Origin of the sequence: Myxococcus sp. XM-1-1-1, assembly GCF_020037095.1 — a bacterium.
Taxonomy (GTDB): domain Bacteria; phylum Myxococcota; class Myxococcia; order Myxococcales; family Myxococcaceae; genus Myxococcus; species Myxococcus fulvus.
Genome location: NZ_JAIQDH010000015.1, coordinates 195,705 through 213,273, shown reverse-complemented (window position 1 = coordinate 213,273; position 17,569 = coordinate 195,705). Strand labels below are relative to the sequence as shown.

Annotated in this window: 14 protein-coding genes; 6 read left to right on the top strand and 8 right to left on the bottom strand. The window is 70.4% G+C overall.

Going from position 1 to position 17,569, the window contains the following annotated elements:
- Positions 1 to 37: 37 nt before the first annotated feature.
- Positions 38 to 1,120, bottom strand: a complete 1,083-nt coding sequence (gene dapE / locus K8640_RS26895) for a succinyl-diaminopimelate desuccinylase (protein WP_046716586.1) — start codon at positions 1,118 to 1,120, stop codon at positions 38 to 40.
- Between the two features lie 193 nt (positions 1,121 to 1,313).
- On the opposite strand from dapE, the gene K8640_RS26890 reads away from it, so the two are divergent.
- Together K8640_RS26890 and K8640_RS26885 are read left to right on the top strand one after the other, a co-directional pair.
- Entirely contained in the window at positions 1,314 to 2,765 is a 1,452-nt protein-coding gene (locus tag K8640_RS26890) for an ankyrin repeat domain-containing protein (RefSeq protein ID WP_223749678.1), read from the top strand.
- Between the two features lie 281 nt (positions 2,766 to 3,046).
- Positions 3,047 to 3,265: a hypothetical protein gene (locus K8640_RS26885; RefSeq protein WP_223749677.1), complete on the top strand. Its 219-nt coding sequence runs from the start codon at positions 3,047 to 3,049 to the stop codon at positions 3,263 to 3,265.
- A gap of 33 nt (positions 3,266 to 3,298) precedes the next feature.
- Here the strand turns inward: K8640_RS26885 and K8640_RS26880 are convergent, their stop codons facing one another.
- From K8640_RS26880 to K8640_RS26865, 4 genes are all read right to left on the bottom strand, one after another.
- Positions 3,299 to 5,056, bottom strand: coding sequence for a hypothetical protein (locus K8640_RS26880; RefSeq protein WP_223749676.1), 1,758 nt, complete (start codon positions 5,054 to 5,056; stop codon positions 3,299 to 3,301).
- 104 nt (positions 5,057 to 5,160) lie between these two features.
- Positions 5,161 to 5,799 carry a cupin domain-containing protein gene (locus tag K8640_RS26875; protein WP_223749675.1) on the bottom strand — a complete coding sequence of 213 codons (639 nt, stop codon included), beginning with the start codon at positions 5,797 to 5,799 and terminating at the stop codon, positions 5,161 to 5,163.
- A gap of 67 nt (positions 5,800 to 5,866) precedes the next feature.
- Positions 5,867 to 6,691 (bottom strand): 2,3,4,5-tetrahydropyridine-2,6-dicarboxylate N-succinyltransferase, encoded by an 825-nt coding sequence (locus K8640_RS26870; protein WP_223749674.1) that lies wholly within the window; start codon positions 6,689 to 6,691, stop codon positions 5,867 to 5,869.
- Between the two features lie 54 nt (positions 6,692 to 6,745).
- Positions 6,746 to 7,093, bottom strand: a complete 348-nt coding sequence (locus K8640_RS26865; protein ID WP_223749673.1) for a hypothetical protein — start codon at positions 7,091 to 7,093, stop codon at positions 6,746 to 6,748.
- A 207-nt stretch (positions 7,094 to 7,300) separates the two neighbouring features.
- On the opposite strand from K8640_RS26865, the gene K8640_RS26860 reads away from it, so the two are divergent.
- Together K8640_RS26860 and K8640_RS26855 are read left to right on the top strand one after the other, a co-directional pair.
- A complete protein-coding gene (locus K8640_RS26860) occupies positions 7,301 to 9,697 on the top strand; it encodes a carbohydrate-binding domain-containing protein (RefSeq protein ID WP_223749672.1) in 2,397 nt (798 codons plus the stop codon).
- A 22-nt stretch (positions 9,698 to 9,719) separates the two neighbouring features.
- Positions 9,720 to 11,390, top strand: coding sequence for a DUF1501 domain-containing protein (locus tag K8640_RS26855; protein ID WP_223749671.1), 1,671 nt, complete (start codon positions 9,720 to 9,722; stop codon positions 11,388 to 11,390).
- Between the two features lie 64 nt (positions 11,391 to 11,454).
- Here the strand turns inward: K8640_RS26855 and K8640_RS26850 are convergent, their stop codons facing one another.
- Positions 11,455 to 11,691 carry a SelT/SelW/SelH family protein gene (locus K8640_RS26850; RefSeq protein WP_255653472.1) on the bottom strand — a complete coding sequence of 79 codons (237 nt, stop codon included), beginning with the start codon at positions 11,689 to 11,691 and terminating at the stop codon, positions 11,455 to 11,457.
- Between the two features lie 129 nt (positions 11,692 to 11,820).
- Between K8640_RS26850 and K8640_RS26845 the strand changes: the two genes are divergently transcribed.
- Positions 11,821 to 13,263: an aminotransferase class I/II-fold pyridoxal phosphate-dependent enzyme gene (locus tag K8640_RS26845; RefSeq protein ID WP_223749670.1), complete on the top strand. Its 1,443-nt coding sequence runs from the start codon at positions 11,821 to 11,823 to the stop codon at positions 13,261 to 13,263.
- Here K8640_RS26845 and K8640_RS26840 read toward each other — a convergent pair.
- Entirely contained in the window at positions 13,241 to 15,736 is a 2,496-nt protein-coding gene (locus K8640_RS26840; protein ID WP_223749669.1) for an ATP-binding protein, read from the bottom strand. The two genes, K8640_RS26845 and K8640_RS26840, sit on opposite strands and share 23 nt — an antisense overlap.
- A 199-nt stretch (positions 15,737 to 15,935) precedes the next feature.
- On the opposite strand from K8640_RS26840, the gene K8640_RS26835 reads away from it, so the two are divergent.
- The gene (locus K8640_RS26835; RefSeq protein ID WP_223749668.1) at positions 15,936 to 16,655 is read left to right on the top strand and encodes a glycosyltransferase family 2 protein; all 720 of its coding nucleotides are present in this window, start codon (positions 15,936 to 15,938) and stop codon (positions 16,653 to 16,655) included.
- A gap of 114 nt (positions 16,656 to 16,769) precedes the next feature.
- Here the strand turns inward: K8640_RS26835 and K8640_RS26830 are convergent, their stop codons facing one another.
- Complete coding sequence (locus K8640_RS26830; RefSeq protein WP_223749667.1) at positions 16,770 to 17,459, bottom strand: hypothetical protein; 690 nt, start codon at positions 17,457 to 17,459, stop codon at positions 16,770 to 16,772.
- Between the last annotated feature and the right edge of the window lie 110 nt (positions 17,460 to 17,569).

The following is a 17,569-nucleotide window of genomic DNA, read 5'->3' as shown; positions in this document are numbered from 1 at the left end:
TAGTCCGTCCACGCGTCCCTTGCCGAAGCCCGTCCCTTCAGCCCTTGAGGAACGCCGCCAGCTTCTCGTACGCCACCGCGAGCGGAGCAATGGGCGCGCTCTCGTTGGCCTGGTGCGCCTGCGCCGTCTCGCCGGGCCCGTAGTTGATGGCGTCCACGCCCCACTCACCGAACCGGGCCACGTCCGTCCACGCCTGCTTCGACGCGGCGGGCAGTCCGGTGATGGCGAGCAGCTTCTGGAACAGCGGGTTGCCCGCCACCACGGGGCCGCTGGGCGAGGCATCCGTGATGATGACCTCCGCGCGTCCCGCGACGAGCGCGTGCACGTCCGCCTTCGCCTGCTCGATGCTCTTTCCCGGCGCGAAGCGGTAGTTGAGGTTCAGCTCGAACGACTCGGGGATGACGTTGCGCGCGCGGCCGCCCTTGGCGAGCGTGGCGTTGATGACCTCGTAGAAGCGGAAGCCCTGCACATCCACCTCCACCCGCTGACGCGCCAGCAGCTCCGTGAGGAACGGGCCCGCCTTGTGGATGGCGTTCTCCCCCTGCCACGGCCGCGCCGAGTGCGCGCTGCGTCCGCCGAAGCGCACCGTCACCTGCATGGAGCCGACGCAGCCCACCTGCACCTCGCTGTCCGTGGGCTCCATCGCGATGCCGAACTTCACCTTCGCCAGGTCCGGGCGCGCCGCGAACAACGGGATGAGGCCGCTCTCCGCATACGCGCCCTCCTCGCGCTCGTAGAAGAGGAAGGCCAGGTTGACCGGCAGCGTGTCGCGACGGAGGTCCTCCGCCAGCGCCATCATCACCGCGAGCCCGCCCTTCATGTCCGAGGCGCCCAGGCCGAAGACGCGCTCTCCCTCGATGCGAGGCTCACGCCCCTGGTCGCTCGGGTGCGCGGGCACCGTGTCCAGGTGACCGATGAGCGCCACCGTGGGGCGAGGGTCCTCCAGACGACCGAGCAACAACGTGTGCCCCACGCGGAAGACCTCCCCGGGTGGGAAGTGCTGGAGCGCCCAGCGCTCGACGAAGTCCGCGATGGGGCCTTCCTGCGTGATGGGACTGGAGATGCGGCACAGCTCGAGCGTCGTGCGGGCGAGCCTCGTGGCGAGGTCTTGAGAGGACATGCGGACACCACCATAACCCCACCCCCTCCCCCTTCGCTGGCCTCCCCGCTCTCCGACAACGAACCGGTCTCCCCAGGACTCCGGAGCCTCCGGATTGACGCCCGGTGATTCCGTCGTCTCACTCGAAGGCGGGGCGTGACACTGATCGCACGTTCACCGAAGCTGCCGCCGCCCCCAATCCTCCGAGGATGAAATGTCGTCGAACAGCGAAGCGACCCAGGCCCTGCTCTCCCTCTGCGGCGACAAGCGCCGATGGAAGGCGGAGCTCACCGTGGACGCGGTGAGGAAGCTGCTCGCCGAGGGCGCGGACGTGAACGCTCGGGACGTCCATGGCCAGAGCGCCCTGCACCACGCCGTCCAGGGGCAGTACCAGAAGGGGGATCCGCTCCCGGACGTCGCGGTGGTGCGCGCGCTCATCGAGGCGGGCGCGGATGTGAATGCGCGGGACAACCACCAGCAGACGCCGCTGACCCGCGCCTTCCCCTCGGAGAAGACCCCGGAGAACGAGGCGCTGGCGCTGGAGCTCATCGCCCTCTTGAAGGCCGCTGGTGGGAAGGTGCCCTCGGACGTGGTGGACGGGAACGGCGCGGCGTTCCGCTGGACGACCGCCAGGCTCCTCAAGGAGGTGCTCGACGCGGGGGCTCGCCTCGACGCGCGCAACGAGCGGGGCGGGACGCCGCTCCACAGCGCCGTGGTCTCCGGAGACCCCAACGTCATCCAGCTGATGCTGGAGCGCGGCGCCGAGGTGAACGCCATCGACGGCCAGGGCCGCACGGCGCTGGGCATCGCGCTGCGCACCAAGGAGGAGGTCTGGGTCGCGCACAACAAGCGGACGGCCGGGTTCAACGCCGTCATCCAGGTACTCGAGGCCGCGGGCGGCAAGGCCAGCGTCTCCATTCCCCTGAGCGATGACGTCTTCGCCCCCTACCCCATCGACGAGGCGGCGTTCCGCGGGGCCCTGGCGGAGAAGAAGCAGAAGCTCTCCTTCAAGCACGCCATCGCCTCCGCGCAGGAGGCCATCACGGGACTGCACGGCCATGGAGACCCCGCCGAGGCCCTCGGCAAGCTGGAGACGCTGCGGGACACGCTCACCACGCCGCCCAGGAAGGTCCACATCCGGGAGTCGCTGAGCATCCGGAGCGCCTTCTTCCACCACGGCGACCTGGAGGTGGACGGCAACCTGGACATCGGCCGGCCGTTCGCGGTGACGGGGGACGTCATCGTGCACGGCGTGGTGTGGGACTCGGGCAACGACTCGCTGGTGAACATCCTGGGCAAGCTGACGTGCCACGGGCTCTACTCGAGCGGCGAGTTCAGCGTCGCCCAGGACATCGAGGCGCGCGACGTGGTGCTCGGCTACTACAACGACCACCTGCTCTCGGCGAACACCATCCGGGCCCGCGTCGTCATCGAGGATGACCACGCCTTCGATGCCCGCACCGAGGCGCAGCACCACTTCGACATCGACACCTACGCGCAGGGCTACGGCGACGGCGTGGCGGAGGAGCTGAAGGCCCTCTTCGTCGACGAGGTCTTCGAGACCGCCGAGGAGACGGACGAAGAGGAGGACGGCGAGCCGGCCCGCCTCGACAAGGGCGAGCTCTTCCACCGCATCAGCAAGGGCCTGCCCGTCTTCCGCGAGTAGCCCCGCAGTCGAGCCGCACGTGGTGTTGGGCTCCGGCGCGCGCAGGTTATCCGACGACCTCTCGCGCCCATACGTCCATCCAGTATTGGAAGCCCCGCCGCTCCCAACACCACGCTTCAATCACCAGTCAACACGCCGACAACACTCACCACGAGATACCGAGAAACACGTTCGAGTGAGGGGCACCATCGTGCTGCCTTTCTCCTGACACCTCGAGTGGCAGAGGGCTCGTCTGGGCAATCAGCCCAGGCGATAGCAGCGTTACGCAAGAAGGACGCCCCATGTTCAAGAAGCTCTTTGGATTGCTGGCCATGACGTCACTGCTCATTCCGTTCTGGGGTTGCGGAGCCCCCACCTCCCAAGAGATGGATGAGGCCGCCATTCAGGAGCACCTGAGCAAGCATGAGCATTCCGTCTCCGCCTCTTTCGCCGACGCGAGAGACACCGGCGTCTGCTACTGCTCCGTCTGCGCGAAGCACCACGCACCCGAGTGTCTGTGATTCAGAGAAGGCCGGGTCCCCGCCCTGCCTGCCTCAGAACGTCCGGATGAAGTCGAGCTCCACGCCGGGGTTCTTCCCGGCGTCGGAGTCCGTCATCGCGGAGGCCGGATTCTCGGGCACAGCCAGGCTGCCCGCTGCCTGCCACGCGGACACGTGACGGAAGGAGTTCGCGTCGAAGCCCGACAGCATCAGCACGTTGGGCACCCGCGACGGCAGCGGCGAGGCGTCATAGGCCGCCAGGTTCCACAGCACCACGTCCACTGGCCCCAGCGCGCGGTGCCACGCCTGGAGCGCGGCCTGGAGCGGCGGCACGCTCGCGTCGAACGCGATGCCTCGCTCGCGCAGCCACGCCGCCCTCTGCGGCGACAGCGTCTGAACCTCCGGCGGATGGAACTGCATGTCGGAGAAGAAGTAGAGCGTGCGCGGCCTCGGTCGGGACGGCGTCTCCAGCAACTGGGAGACCAGGTTCACCACTGAGTTCGCCACCTGCGTACCGCCCCAGCCCTTCCCCGCCCGCAGCTTCGTCGCCAGGTCGAACACCCCCTGCTTCGACTGACGCTGCTCCAAGAAGACGTCGTCGGAGAACGTCGCCGCGTACCCCAGCTCACGCGCCATCACCGCCGACAGCACCACCGCCACGTCTCCGACCTTCGCGGTGCTCTTCGCGCCGCCCAGCGCCGCGTCGAACATGGAGCCGGAGATGTCCGCGAGCCCCAGGCTCAACCCCTGCGGCAGCAATCCCTCGCACACCCGCTCCAGGATGACCTCGAACACCGGCGCGAGCGCGGGCACCGCCTCCGCGTGGAACTTGAACGTGTCGCCCGAGTAGTTCGCGCGGGCGCTGCCATTCATCGCCGCCAGCCACCCCATGTACACCTGATGCGGCCACAGGCCCGCGAAGCGCCGCCGCCGCGCCTCCGCCAGGAGCACCTCCACCGGGATGCCCGCCAGGTGCATGGCCCGCAGGTAGCCCTTGAAGGCCAGGTCCGGCAGCAGCCCCGGCACGTCCAGCACGCGCCGCCACGTCTCCTCCGTCGACCCCATGAAGGACAGCGCCTGCTCCGTCGTCAGGCGCCCGTTCACGAAGTGCTCCACGCTCGCGTCGCCGCCGAAGAACGCGCGCCGCGCCTCCAGCAGCTCGAGCCCCGCCGCCAACGCCCCGCGCTCCCGCGTGGGCGCATGCAGGTACCGGTAGAGCTTCAGCGTGCGCTCATCCAGGTGCGCCTTCGCCACGCCCATCGCGTCCACCAGCCGCAGGCTCGCGCGCTGACCGTTCTTCCGACGCCGCGCCACCGGGAACTGTCGACGGGCGTACTTGAGCAATTGATACACATCCATCCCCGCCAGCGCCCGGGCCATGCCCTTGCGCGCCGCGGGCGGCACCTCGCCCAACCCCAGGTTCTCGAAGTGGGTCAGGAACAGCGCCACGTCATCCGCGCGATGCCGCAGACACCGGAACGTGTACTCCTCCGTGAAGGGCCCGTCCGGGTCCGCCGCCGCGAGGATGGCCGGCGCCACGCTCCCCTGGATGCGGTTGCCCTTCCCCTTCACCGGGTCTCGCATGTACGCGCCGAACTTCCAGCCAAAGCCGCGCTCGTGCCGCTCCGCCGCCAGCAGCGCCGCCGCGTACGAGCGGATCTCCCCCACCTGCGTCCGGTAGAAGGACTCCTCCAGCAGCGCCGCGCCCTTCGTGAAGGTCAGGTGCAGCAGCGGGTCGGTCTTCGACAGGTCGAAGGCGGCGGCCCCCTCGTGCGTCAGTGAACCCACGACGTCACGCAGCACCCGAGGCATGTCCCCTCCGACCGGAGAAAAGTCGGCGCCCCATCCCCGTCGGCAAGCCAACGGAGATTCATGGACGAAGTAGGGGCGCCAGATGACTGAAAGCCTAACCGACCTCAGCCGGCCGGTGCGAGCGCTTCCTCGAACTCCGTCGCGCCCTCCAGCAGCGACGCGCAAAGACACGCGGGGCCCTGCAACGCGATGAAGCCATGCGCGCTGCCCTCCAGCTTGTCGAGCGTCTCACCAGGCCATACCTCGTGCCCGCCGTCCTCGCGCAGCCCGCCCTCCAGCACCAGGTTCCACTCGCGCCCCAGGTGCGTGTGACGCGGATAGTGCACGCCCGGGTTGAGCCGCAGCACCGCGGCCATCATCCCCTCGCGCGCGGGGCCCGTCTCCACCGGGAACAGCTCCGAGCCCTCCACCGGCCCCGGCATCCACAGCGACGCATCCTCCAGCGACTCGAGCAGCGCGCTCGCCCGCTCCCGCGTCACATCGAAGAAGGCCGCCAGCTTCTCCGTGAAGCGCTCCAGCCGGCCAGGCCCCTCCATCCGCGCCATCAACGCGGTCAGCACCCCGGCCGGCGGCTCCACCGGCGACTCCAGCGCCAGCAGGCCCTCACGCACCGAGGACAGGCGGTCGGCCTCGACCCGGCAGCGCTCGCACGCCGCCAGGTGTCGCTCCAGCGCCTCCCGCGAGGAGGCGTCCAGCGTCCCCAGTGCCCACTCGGCCAGGATGTCGTCGAGGTGCTCCGTCATCGCGTCCCATCCCGTCCCATCACACGGGCACTACGGAAGCCGCCGCCCTGGTGGATTTCCCTGGGGGCTACACCGCCACCGCGAAGTCGCGGAGGGCCGAGTTGAGGCTCGTCTTCTTGTCCGTGGACTGTGTCCGCTGCCCGATGATGAGCGCGCACGGCACCATGTACTTGCCCGCGGGGAACTGCTTCTCGCGCATGCCCGGAATCACCACGCTGCGCGCCGGGACGCGGCCCTTGTAGACGCGCTCCTCGGGGCCGGTGACGTCGATGATTTGAGTGGACGCGGTGAGCACCACGTTGGCGCCCAGCACCGCCTCCTCCTCCACCACCACGCCCTCCACCACGATGCAGCGGCTGCCCAGGAACGCGCGGTCCTCGATGATGACGGGAGACGCCGTGGGCGGCTCGAGCACCCCGCCCAGCCCCACGCCACCCGACAGGTGCACGTCGCTGCCCACCTGCGCGCAGCTGCCCACCGTGGCCCACGTGTCCACCATGGTGCCCGCGCCCACGCGCGCGCCGATGTTCACGTAGCCGGGCATCACCACCGCGCCCTTCTCCACGAAGGCCCCGTAGCGCACCGTGCCCGGCGGGACGACCCGCACGCCCGCCTTGTCCAGGTTCTTCTTCAGGGGGACCTTGTCGTGGAACTCGAAGGGCCCCACCTCCATCACCTTCATCTCCGACACGGCGAAGAACAGGAGGATGGCCTCCTTGACCCAGGCGTGGACCTTCCAGCCGTCCGGGCCCTTCTCCGCCACGCGCAGCTCGCCCGCGTCCAGGCGCGCCACCGTCTCGCGCACGGCGGACACGAAGTCCGCATCCTTGAGCTTCGTCCGGTCCGCGAACGCGGCCGAGACCTTCTGGGACAGTTCTTCGATGGGCAACATGGCGCCACCTTGAAGCACACTTCGGCGCGCCGCGCCGCACCAACCTGCCCGCCCTCAGGGGTGGGACGCGTCCGGCTCCGACGCCTGGCTCGCGTCCGGCTCAATCAGGCCCGCGGGCTCCGCCAGGGGCAGCGTCTGCGTGGTGATCTCCCCATGCAACGTCCGGGGCGCCACCTCCGTGTGCCCGCGTCCCTCCAGCTCCACCGCGCCCCGTGAAACATGTCTCACCCGCGCCATGGGCACCTCGCCCCAGGTCCGGCTGAAGGGCCAGCGACGCACGTAGAGGTGCGTGTCGCTCAACAGCGCCACGTATCCCAGCAGCGCGCCGCCCTCGTCGCGCACGCGCATCCCTCGGGTGATGGAGCGCCGCTCATAGGGCGACGCCGTCTCGGGCCAGGCCATGCGTTCCACCTCCTGCCCCCAAGGTGCACCTCCTCCTGCCCACAGAGGAGCACCCCTCGCGCGCCCGCTTCCTCGCCTGCTTGAGGCAACTTGAGTCCCAAGGGCTCCGATAACTCTCTGTTTTGCCGCGTTGAGCAGTGTCCACAACTGGTCAATCGACCCCTGGTCGTGCCAGCATCGGGTCATCCCTCACCCCCTGGAGGGCACATGAGCGCTACCCCCTCGCGCCCGTGGAGCCTCGCCGTGGCAGTGCTCGCGTCGTTCGTCGCCGGATGCCTCGGCGAGGCGGCGCTCGACATGCAAGGTCTGCCGGGCCCCGGCAACCCCAACCCCCAGCCCCCGCCGGTGCAGCAGGACGGCACGCTCGACTGTGACCTGGACCGGGTGCCGGCGGGCGTGACGCTCGCGAGCATCGCCTCCGACTTCGAGCGCGAGGTGCACCCGGCCCTGGTGCGCGAGGTGTCCGGCTGCATCTCCTGCCACGCGACGACGAGCGGCCGGCTCTTCAAGGTGGGCCTCAACGGCGTGGAGAACTTCTACGCCATCCGCGCCGCCGGCTACCTCACGCCCGCGTCGGGCTCCATGCTGTCGCGCCTCGTCACGACGGACGAGAGCGCGCGCATGCCGCGCGGCGAGCCGGCGTGGAACGCGCGCGAAATCGCCGCGGTGGCCGCGCTCACCTGTCAGCTCAAGGCGGTGGAGACGCGCCAGCCCTCGTCGCGTCCGGACGAGGAGTTCCCCCCGGCGCTCCTGGAGCCCTACCGGGGCCCCTCCGTCGCCACGTATGACAATCCCTTCCTGGGCTTCGAGCAGCTCAAGGGCAAGGTGAAGGCCGTCTTCGACGACGACTGGGTGCGCGGCGGGGTGGACCGCTTCGCGCAGAACGTGGGCCTGCTGGGCGGCGTGGACTACAAGGACCACTTCGTCGAGGCGCGCGTCGCCACCGCCGACTTCTTCCTGGGCCTGGATGACCTGTCGCGCGACGTGTGCCTCACGGCCGCCACCCATAAGACGGGCCCCTTCTCGGGCCTGGACCTGGCACAGCCGCTGACGGACATCCCCGCGCCCACCACCAAGACGTACGAGATGGAGGCCGCCGCGCGCGACGGCACCACCCTCCCCGCGGGCACGCAGATTCTCGCGAGCACCGGCGGCAAGTCCGGCAGCACGGGCTGGAACCTCTACACCACCGGCACCCTCACCACGCTGCAGCCCTACGTCTTCCCCGCGTCCGCCACCTACCGCTTCACGGTGAAGGCCAAGGGGGACCTGTGCGGCCCGGACCTGCCGAACATGCAGCTCAAGGTGGACGGCGTGCTGGTGAAGGAGTGGAGCGTCGCCAACAACACGGCCTACGCGGACTTCGTGCACACGCAGGCCGTCGCCGGCGGGGACCACCTCCTCACGGTGGGCTTCACCAACGACTACGGCGAGACGGGTGTCTGCGACCGCAACCTGCACGTGGACGCGCTCGTGGTGTACGGCCCCACGGAGGCCGCCACCGGCACCCAGCGCGCGGACGCGGCGAAGGCCAAGGTGGACACGCTCTACCGGCGGATGCTGTACCGGGCCTCCTCCCCCGAGGAGCGCGCCAACGGCTACGCGCTGGTGACGGACCTGCTGGGCATCGAGGCCAACGCCACCAAGGCCTGGAGCGGCCTGTGCGAGGGCCTGATGCGCGCGCCCGACTTCCTCTTCACGCTGCCGCCCTCGTACGAGCGCTTCACCGGCAAGGAGCGCGAGCGGCTGCTCTTGGTGAAGCTGGCCATGGACCTGCTGGGCAGGCCGCCGTCCGCGCAGGACTTCACCGCGCTGGAGGACGGGCAGAAGTCGTGGGAGGCGATGGTGGACGGATACCTGGCCTCGGCGGACTTCCGGGCGAACTACTTCAAGCGCATGCGCGTGCGCACCGAGAGCGAGGGCACGCCCGACACGGACGAGCCCGCGCGGCTGTGGACCTTCCTGGTCGAGCAGGAGCGGCCCTTCGGGGAGCTGCTCACCGGCGACTACTCGGTGGACGGAAGCTTCCAGCAGGTGACGCGCCCCCCGCAGCACGGCAAGACGGGCGTGCTCACGATGAAGGGCTTCATCAAGAACAAGCCGGGCCTGCCGCACTACAACTACGCGGCGCGCGTGATGACGGACTTCATGGGCACCCTGTACGAGGTCCCCGCCGAGGTCTTCGACATGCGCGGCGCGGCCACCGCGTCCTCCACCGTGGACCCCAGCAGCATCTGCTACTCCTGCCACCAGACGCTCACCCCGCTGGCGCACCAGCGCCTGCGCTGGGACGACGAGGGCAACTACCGCACCCAGGACGAGCAGGGCGTCACGCTGGACGACACGGACAGGAACCTCGCCGCCACCTATGCCTTCAAGGGCCAGGGCATGGAGGCCTTCGCCACGCAGGCGGTGAAGAAGGAGGCCTTCGTGCGCCGCACGCTCAACGCCCAGTTCGCCCTGCTGTTCGGCCGCGAGATGCGCCACGAGCAGGACGAGCGCGCCATCTACAAGCGCCTGTGGGACGTCAGCCACGAGCACGACGGCAACCTCAAGGCCGTGCTCAAGACCCTCGCCACCTCTCCCGAATACCTGCGCCAGTAGCGCCGCCCAAAGGACCGCCGCCATGAACCGCCGCCGATTCCTCGCGGGCGCCGCCGCGGGCGCCGCCATCAGCACCCTGGACTGGCTCCGCTTCTTCCGCGCCTTCGGAGTGCCCGGGACGAAGAAGGAGCTGGGCTTCGCCGAGGCCGCCGCCGCCGAGGCCGACAACCCCCGCTTCCTCATCTACTGGTTCCAGGAGGGAGGCTGGGACGGGTACTCGATGTTCAACCCCGTCCACACGCCCAATGACTCCATCCGCGTCATCCCCGCGGGCGAACTGCGCCCCACCCCGTCGTGGACGAACCACCGCTACCGGCCCAAGGGCTACGGCGCCACGCCGTCGGACCCGCCGAAGACGCAGGGCAACATCCAGTACGGCTACCTGGCGCAGGACGGCCTGGACCTGTTCCCCGACCTGGCGGTGGTGTCCAGCCACAACGGCAACACCTTCCACTCGGGCGGACGGTGGGAGTACCACTACGGCAAGTACAGCGCGTCGCTGTCGGGCAAGCGGGGCGCGGACGAGCGCACGGTGATGCAGGCGTTCTGCGAGGCGTACGGCACGGGCTTCCTCTTGCCCCACGTCTCGTGGCACCGGTGGCTGTCCGACGGTGAGCTGTCCATCCCGTCCTATCCCGAGGGCACCGGCTACTACGAGAAGCTGGGCCCGGTGCACGCGCACACGCTCTACGGCAAGACGCCCGCGGCGATGCGCGAGCGGCTCGCGTCGCTGGGCAACGTGGCGCAGGGCCAGCGCGACGCGCGCATCCGCCAGTTCACCGACAACCTGCAGGCGAGCTTCCTGGCGGAGAAGAACAGCGAGTCGGTGCGCGCCTTCAACTCCGCGCTCCAGATTCACCGGGCGCTGACGGCCGGCGGCAGCATCAACCTGGACCCTCGCACGCTGTTCACCCACACCACGCTGCGCGCCGAGTTCGGCATCACCGCGGCGGACGAGGCCACGGACTCGTCGTCCATCAACGGCAACCCCGCGCGCACCAAGGAGACGCCCAACACCAACGTGCAGGCGTTGATGACGTACGAGATGATGACGAAGGGGCTGTCCATCGGCTTCTTCATCGAGAACCGCGGCCTGCGCCAGTTCGACACGCACCGCGACCGCCGCTCCATCATGAACAACAAGGGCCAGACGGAGCAGCGCGACATGATGCGCAAGAACCTCTGGAACCCGCTCAGGACGCTGGTGGCGAAGCTCAAGTCCACGCCCTACGGCACCACGGGCAAGAGCTACTACGACTTCACCACCATCGTCCTCGCCTCGGAGATGGGCCGCACGATTCAGGGCGACGTGGAGGGCATCCTCGCCAAGGCGGGCGTGACGGACGCGCAGAAGTACGAGGAGATCATGCTCCAGGACTGCTGCCAGCACTGGCGCGTCAACAGCGTGGCCTTCCTGGGTGGCACCGTGCGCGGCAACACGCAGTATGGCCGCGTGGGCAGCGCGTCCCTGGACGGCATCCCGATGATGCCCAACGGCACGCTGGACCCGGCGTACGACCCGGACACGGGCCTGCTGGTGCCGGGGCGGACCAAGAACGCCACCAGCTTCGTGTCCGACGCCGGCCACGTGTACGCCACGGCGCTCCACCTGTCCGGGTTGGACCCGGCGGCGCTCAAGGCCGCGGGCAAGGGCAAGAACGACCGCCCGCCCATGACGTTCATCAAGCGCTGAAGCGCCCGCATGATGCGGGGCCGCCACCGTCCCTCCGGAGGCGGCCCCCAAGGCTCAGGCGACTTCAGGCGTCGAGGACGCGCGCCACCGCGTCCACCACCTCCTGGTCCGTGGGGAAGGCCAGCGACGCCTTCCGGATGACCACCTTGCCGTCGACGGCGACCTCGTAGCTGCCCGACGGCCCGGGCTTCAGCTCCGCCTCCACATCCAGCTCGTCCTTCAACGCGGCCGCCGCACGGGCGGCCCTGGGCTTGTAGCCTCAGGAGTTGCAGTACGTAATCGTGACCTTCTTGTCGGCCATGGCGTGTCTCCTCGCGCGGGGCTCGACCCCGTCCCCGAAGAGATAATGCGTTCGCGGCCCGCGAGCCAGCCCACGCCTGGCGCCGGGGACAGGACGCGCGCCGTCCGCGGCGCTAGGTTCTTCTCCGCCATGACGGACTTTCGTGAGCGCATCGCCGCCGCCTATGACGTCGAGTCCTTCCGCCGCGAGGGCCAGCGGCTGGTGGACACGCTGGCGGACTACCTGGCCCAGGCCGAGCGCGGAGAGGGCCTGCCGGTACTGCCCTGGGCCGCGCCCGCGGTGAGTGTGGACCGCTTCCCCGCCGCCTTCCCCGAGGAGCCCACGGGCGACTTCGCGGAGCTGGTGGCGCGCGTGCTCTCCGGCTCCAACCACCTGCACCACCCGCGCTACGTGGGCCACCAGGTGACGGCCCCCGTGCCGCTGGCCGCGCTGTGCGACGCCGTCTCCTCGCTGCTCAACAACGGCATGGCCGTGTACGAGATGGGCCCCGTCTCCACCGCCATGGAGCGCAACGTGCTGCGCTGGATGGCCGCGCGCCTGGGCCTGCCGGAGTCCGCGGACGGCGTGCTCACCTCCGGCGGCTCCCTGGGCAACCTCACCGCCCTGCTCGCCGCCCGCCAGGCGAAGGCCGGCTACGACGCCTGGAACGAGGGCGCCCACGCGGGCCCGCCGCTCGCGGTGCTGGTGCCCGCCACCGCCCACTACAGCCTGTCGCGCGCCCTCCGCGTCATGGGCTGGGGCCAGGGCGGCGCCATCCCCGTCGCCGTGGACGAGCGCTTCCGCCTGCGCCCCGACGCGCTCGGCCCCGCGCTGGAGTCCGCCACGCGGCAGGGCCGCAAGGTCATCGCCGTCGTCGCCAGCGCGGGCTCCACCGCCACCGGCGCGTTCGACCCGCTGGAGCCCGTGGCGGACTTCTGCGAGCACCACGGCCTGTGGTTCCATGTGGACGCGGCGCACGGCGCCTCCGCCGCGCTCAGCGCCGCCCATCGCCACCAGGTGCGCGGAATCGCCCGCGCGGACTCCGTCGTCTGGGACGCGCACAAGGGCCTGCTCATGCCCGCGCTGGTGACGGCGGTGCTCTTCCGCGACGGCGCGCGCTCCTTCGAGTCCTTCGCCCAGGAGGCCAGCTACCTCTTCGGCGACACCGAGCGCCCGTGGAGCGACGTGGCCCTGCGCACGATGGAGTGCACCAAGGAGATGATGGCGCTCAAGCTGTACGCCTGCCTGAGCGTGCTGGGCACCCGCCTGTTCGCCGACGCGGTGACGGAGTCCTACGCCCTCACCCGCCGCTTCGCCGAGCGGCTCTCCCAGGCCGGCGACTTCCAGGTCCCCGTCCCGCCCGACTGCAACATCCTCTGCTTCCGCCACACCCCCGGACACGTGCCGCCCGAGGCGTGGGACGCGCTGCAGGCGCGCCTGCGCGAGCGGCTGGTGACGCGCGGAGACTTCTACCTGGTGCAGACGAAGCTGCCCCAGGGCGTGTTCCTGCGCGTCACCGTCATCAACCCGCTCACCACCGACGCGGACCTGGACGCGCTGATGGAGGCGCTCAGGACGGCAGCTCGACGGTGAACTCGCTGCCGACGCCGGGCTCGGACGCCACCGAGACGACGCCGCCCAGCACCGACACCATCTCCCGCACCAGTGTCAGCCCCAGCCCCACGCCCGGCTTGGACTTGTGGTCCAGGGGCTCCAGGTGTGAGAAGGGCTCGAAGATGTGGGCCTGCTCGGCGCGGGGGATGCCAGGCCCGGTGTCGCGCACCCGCAGGCGCCAGCCCTGGGGCCGCGCCTCCACCGCCACCGACACCCCGCCCTGCTCGGTGTACTTCACCGCGTTGGACACCAGGTTGAGCAGCACCATCTGCACGATGCGCGGATCCGTGCGCGCCACTGCCTGCCCCCGGGGCCGGTCCCACTCCAGCGCCAGCCCCTTGCGCCGCGCCTCCAGCCGCGCCTCCTCCACCACCTCGTCCACCACCGCGCCCAGGTCCACCGTCTCGCGCCGCACCACCAGCCTGCCCTCTTCCAGTTGGTTGTACTGGAGCACCATCTCCACCATGTCGCGCAGCCGCAGCGTGGAGCGGTGCATCCGGTCGAACATGTCCAGCGCCCGGGGCGGCAGCCCTCCCAGCTCCCGCTGCAGCGCGTGCTGGGTGAGCTGCAACACCGACAGCGGCGTGCGCAGCTCGTGTGACACCAGTTGCAGCAGCGTGCTGCGCGACGCGCTGGCGCGCTCGGTGGTCTCCAGCGCCACCTCCAGCTGCCGCTTGCGCATGCCCAATTCGCGCGCCATCGCCTCCAGGTCCACCGAGCGCGCGGCGAGCAGCCCCTGGAGCACCTCGCGCGTGCGCTTCATCACGGCCAGGTTCGTCACCCGCGCCACCAGCTCCTCGGACACGAAGGGCTTCACCACGTAGTCCTGCGCGCCGCCGCGCAGCAGGTCCACCCTCAGCGCGTCATCCGCGCGCGCGGTGAGCAGCAGGATGGGCGTGGACTCCAGCCCCGGGCGCGTGCGCACCGCGCGCACCAGCTGGTCTCCGCCCATGCGCGGCATCATCAAGTCGCTCACGATGACGTCCGGCAGCATCCGCTCCGCCTTCGCCAGCCCCTCCAGGCCGTCCTCGGCGGTGGCCACCTGGAAGTCCTTCGCCAGCGTGTCCACCACGTAGCGGCGCATCTCCTGGGTGTCCTCCACCACCAGCACGCGCGGCCGGCTCGAGTCATCCGCCCGCGTGGCCACCGCCACCTCGCGCTCGGGCGGCCGCAGCACGTCCAGCTCCGCGCGCGCCGCCTCGACATCCACCTCGTGCGCCGGGGCGTCCGCGCGCGCCGCGAGCTTCACCCCCGTGGGCGCGAGCAGCGGCAGCTCCACCACGAAGCGCGCGCCGCCACCCGGGCGCTCCTCCGCCCAGATGCGCCCCTCGTGCAGCGCCACGAAGTCCCGGGCGATGGCCAGCCCCAGCCCCGTGCCCCCGGTGTCGCGCGTGGTGGCCGCGTCCCCCTGGCGGAAGCGCTCGAAGATGCTCTCGCGATGCTCGGCGGGCACGCCCGGCCCGCTGTCCTCCACCACCAGCCGCCCCTGCCCCGCCTCCGCGCTCACCGCCACGCGGATGTGCCCGCCCTCGGGCGTGAACTTGGCCGCGTTGGACAGGAGGTTGAGCACCACGCGCTCCACCTTCTCCGGGTCCACCTGCGCCGGCAGCATCGCGGGCAAGTCCAGCGCGAAGTCCAGCTTGCGCTCGGCCACCAGCCCCTCGAAGTTCTCCGCGGCCAGCCGCACCAGCCGCGCCAGGTCCACCTCCTCGTACGACAGCCGCATCTGCCCCGCGTCCAGCTTGGCCACGTCGAGCAGCGCGTTGACGTGCCGGAGCAGCACCCGCGCGTTGCGGCGCACCACCTCCAAATCGCGGTGCGCCGCGTCCGGCAGCGTGCCCTGCTGGAGCAGCCGGTCCACCGGCCCCAGGATGAGCGTCAGCGGCGTGCGCAGCTCATGGCTGACGTTGGCGAAGAAGCCGGTGCGCTGCGCCTCGGAGGCCTTCAGCTTCGCGTACAGCGTCTCCAGCTCCCGCGAGCTCTTCTCCAACTGCACCCGGCGCTCCTCGGACAGCCGCGCCGCCTCCGTCACCTCCACCACCCGCCCGCGCAGCGGCACCAGGTACATGCCCGTGGCCACCGACGCCACCGCCGTCACCACCTTGATGCCGCCCCCCAGGTAGTAGGCCGAATACCAGACGTTCCACACCTCCATCAGGTGCGTCAGCCCACACGCGCCGATGAAGACACCGAACGACAGAATCATCCCGCCGAAGGGCAGCCGCGCCCGCCGCACCAGCGCGTACAGCGTCAGCGAGATGAAGAAGTACGCCGAGCCGATGAGGATGTCCGACAGGACGTGCATCGCCACCAGGTCCTGTTTCCACAGGTAGCAGTGCCCGTGTGGCATGTTCCAGGCACCGTAGAAGAAGTCCCGCAGGCCCTCTGTGAGCTGGGAGAACCGCTCCAGGGAAACCGCGCCGCGCACCGCATGTCCGAGCTGGTCGTTCATGGCGTTCCCTTCCACTGTCACGCATGGCGGGGGCCCCCACGGCTGTTCCCCCCGGAGGAAGTATTCCATGCAAAACAGGTGACTCTTGCCACCCCCCATCTCACACCGGGGCGAGGCGAAAGGGCAGGAGACGTGGGTACACGCGCCGGGTGCTGGACAGTCGCCCCCCGGGTCGAAATGCGATAGAGCCCGAGCCGCCATGCTCGTCTCCCTGGTCATCCCCGTCTACAACGAGATTCCCACCCTGGCGGAGCTGCTGCGCCGCTGCATCGCGGTCGACTTCCCCAAGGAGCTTGTCCTCGTGGACGATTGCTCCCGGGACGGAAGCCGGGAGCTGTTGCAGCAGCTCGCCGAGCAGGGCGTGGGCCTGCTGGGGGGCACGCCGAAGAACCGCAACGAAATCCGGGTGCTGTTCCAGGAGCAGAACCAGGGCAAGGGCGCCGCGCTGCGCAGGGGCTTCGCCGAGGCCACCGGGGACATCATCCTCGTGCAGGACGCGGACCTGGAGTACGACCCGCGCGACATCCCCCGGGTGATTCAGCCCATCCTGGACGGTGAGGCCGACGTCGTCTTCGGCAGCCGCTTCACGGGGACGCCCCGCCGGGTGCTGTACTTCTGGCACACGGTGATCAACAACCTGTTGACCACGCTCTCCAACATGACGAGCGGGCTGAACCTCACCGACATGGAGACCTGCTACAAGGCCTTCCGCGCCGAGGTGCTGCGCTCCGTCGAGGTCGAGGAGGACCGCTTCGGCTTCGAGCCCGAAATCACCGCCAAGGTGGCCCGCGGCAACTGGCGCATCTACGAGGTGCCCATCAGCTACCACGGGCGCACGTACGAGGAGGGCAAGAAGATTGGCTGGAAGGACGGCGTGCGCGCCCTCTACGCCATCGGCAAGTACGCGCTGAAGCGCTAGTCACGCGCGTCGTCCGGGAAGACCCCGTCCCCTCGCGGGACACGGTGACCTCCCGGGTCGTCCGGCGCGGGCCTCGCGTGCACGAGGTCCGCCCGGACACACGCCCCTTCACGACTAGCGCCGGGTGCCGCTGTCGCTGGTGCCCGAGGGGCCCGCGTTGGTGCCCGTGGTGCCGCCGGAGCCGCTGTTGTCGAGCCCCGCGCCCGAGCCGCCGGTGCCGCCCGTGGTGTTCGGGTTGCCCGTGCTGGTGCCGCTCGCGCCCGTGCCGCCGGTGCCTCCCGGGCTGGTGCCGCTGGTGGCCGGGTCGTTCGTGCTGCTCGTGCCCGACGTATCCGTGGTGTCCGTCCCGCTCGCGCCGCTGCCGCCGGAGCCCGTGCCGTTGAGGTCGGAGCCGGTAGTGCCCTGGCTGCCGGTGCCGCTGCCACCCGCCCCCGTGCCGTTGAGGTCGGAGCCGGTGCCGCTCGAGCCCGAGCCGCTGACATCCGAGCCGGTGCTGCTGCCCCCCGCGCCCGTGCCGTAGACACCGGAGCCGGTGCTGCCCGGCTGTGCGCCCGAGCCCTGGACATCGGAGCTGCTGCCGCTGCCTCCGATGCCGTCGTCGCTCGAGCCCGCACCGCCGTGGTCCTGCGTGGCGCCACTCGGGACGGCGTCCTGCGAGCCCCCCGTCATCTCCGTCGTGCGACCCGAGCCCCCTGTGCCCTGCTCGTTGCGTGAATCCGCGGACTGCCGGGACTCACAGGCCCAGCCCAGCGCCATCGCCGGCACCAGCGCGCCAATCAACCACCCTCTTCGGAAATCTTTCATGGTCGTGCTCCCCACCACTGTGGACCTCTCAATGTGAAAACGAGGCGCACGAAGGACAGGGGCACGGCGGCGGGTGTCGGGCCGTCGCTCGGAGAGCAGGACGCCCAGAC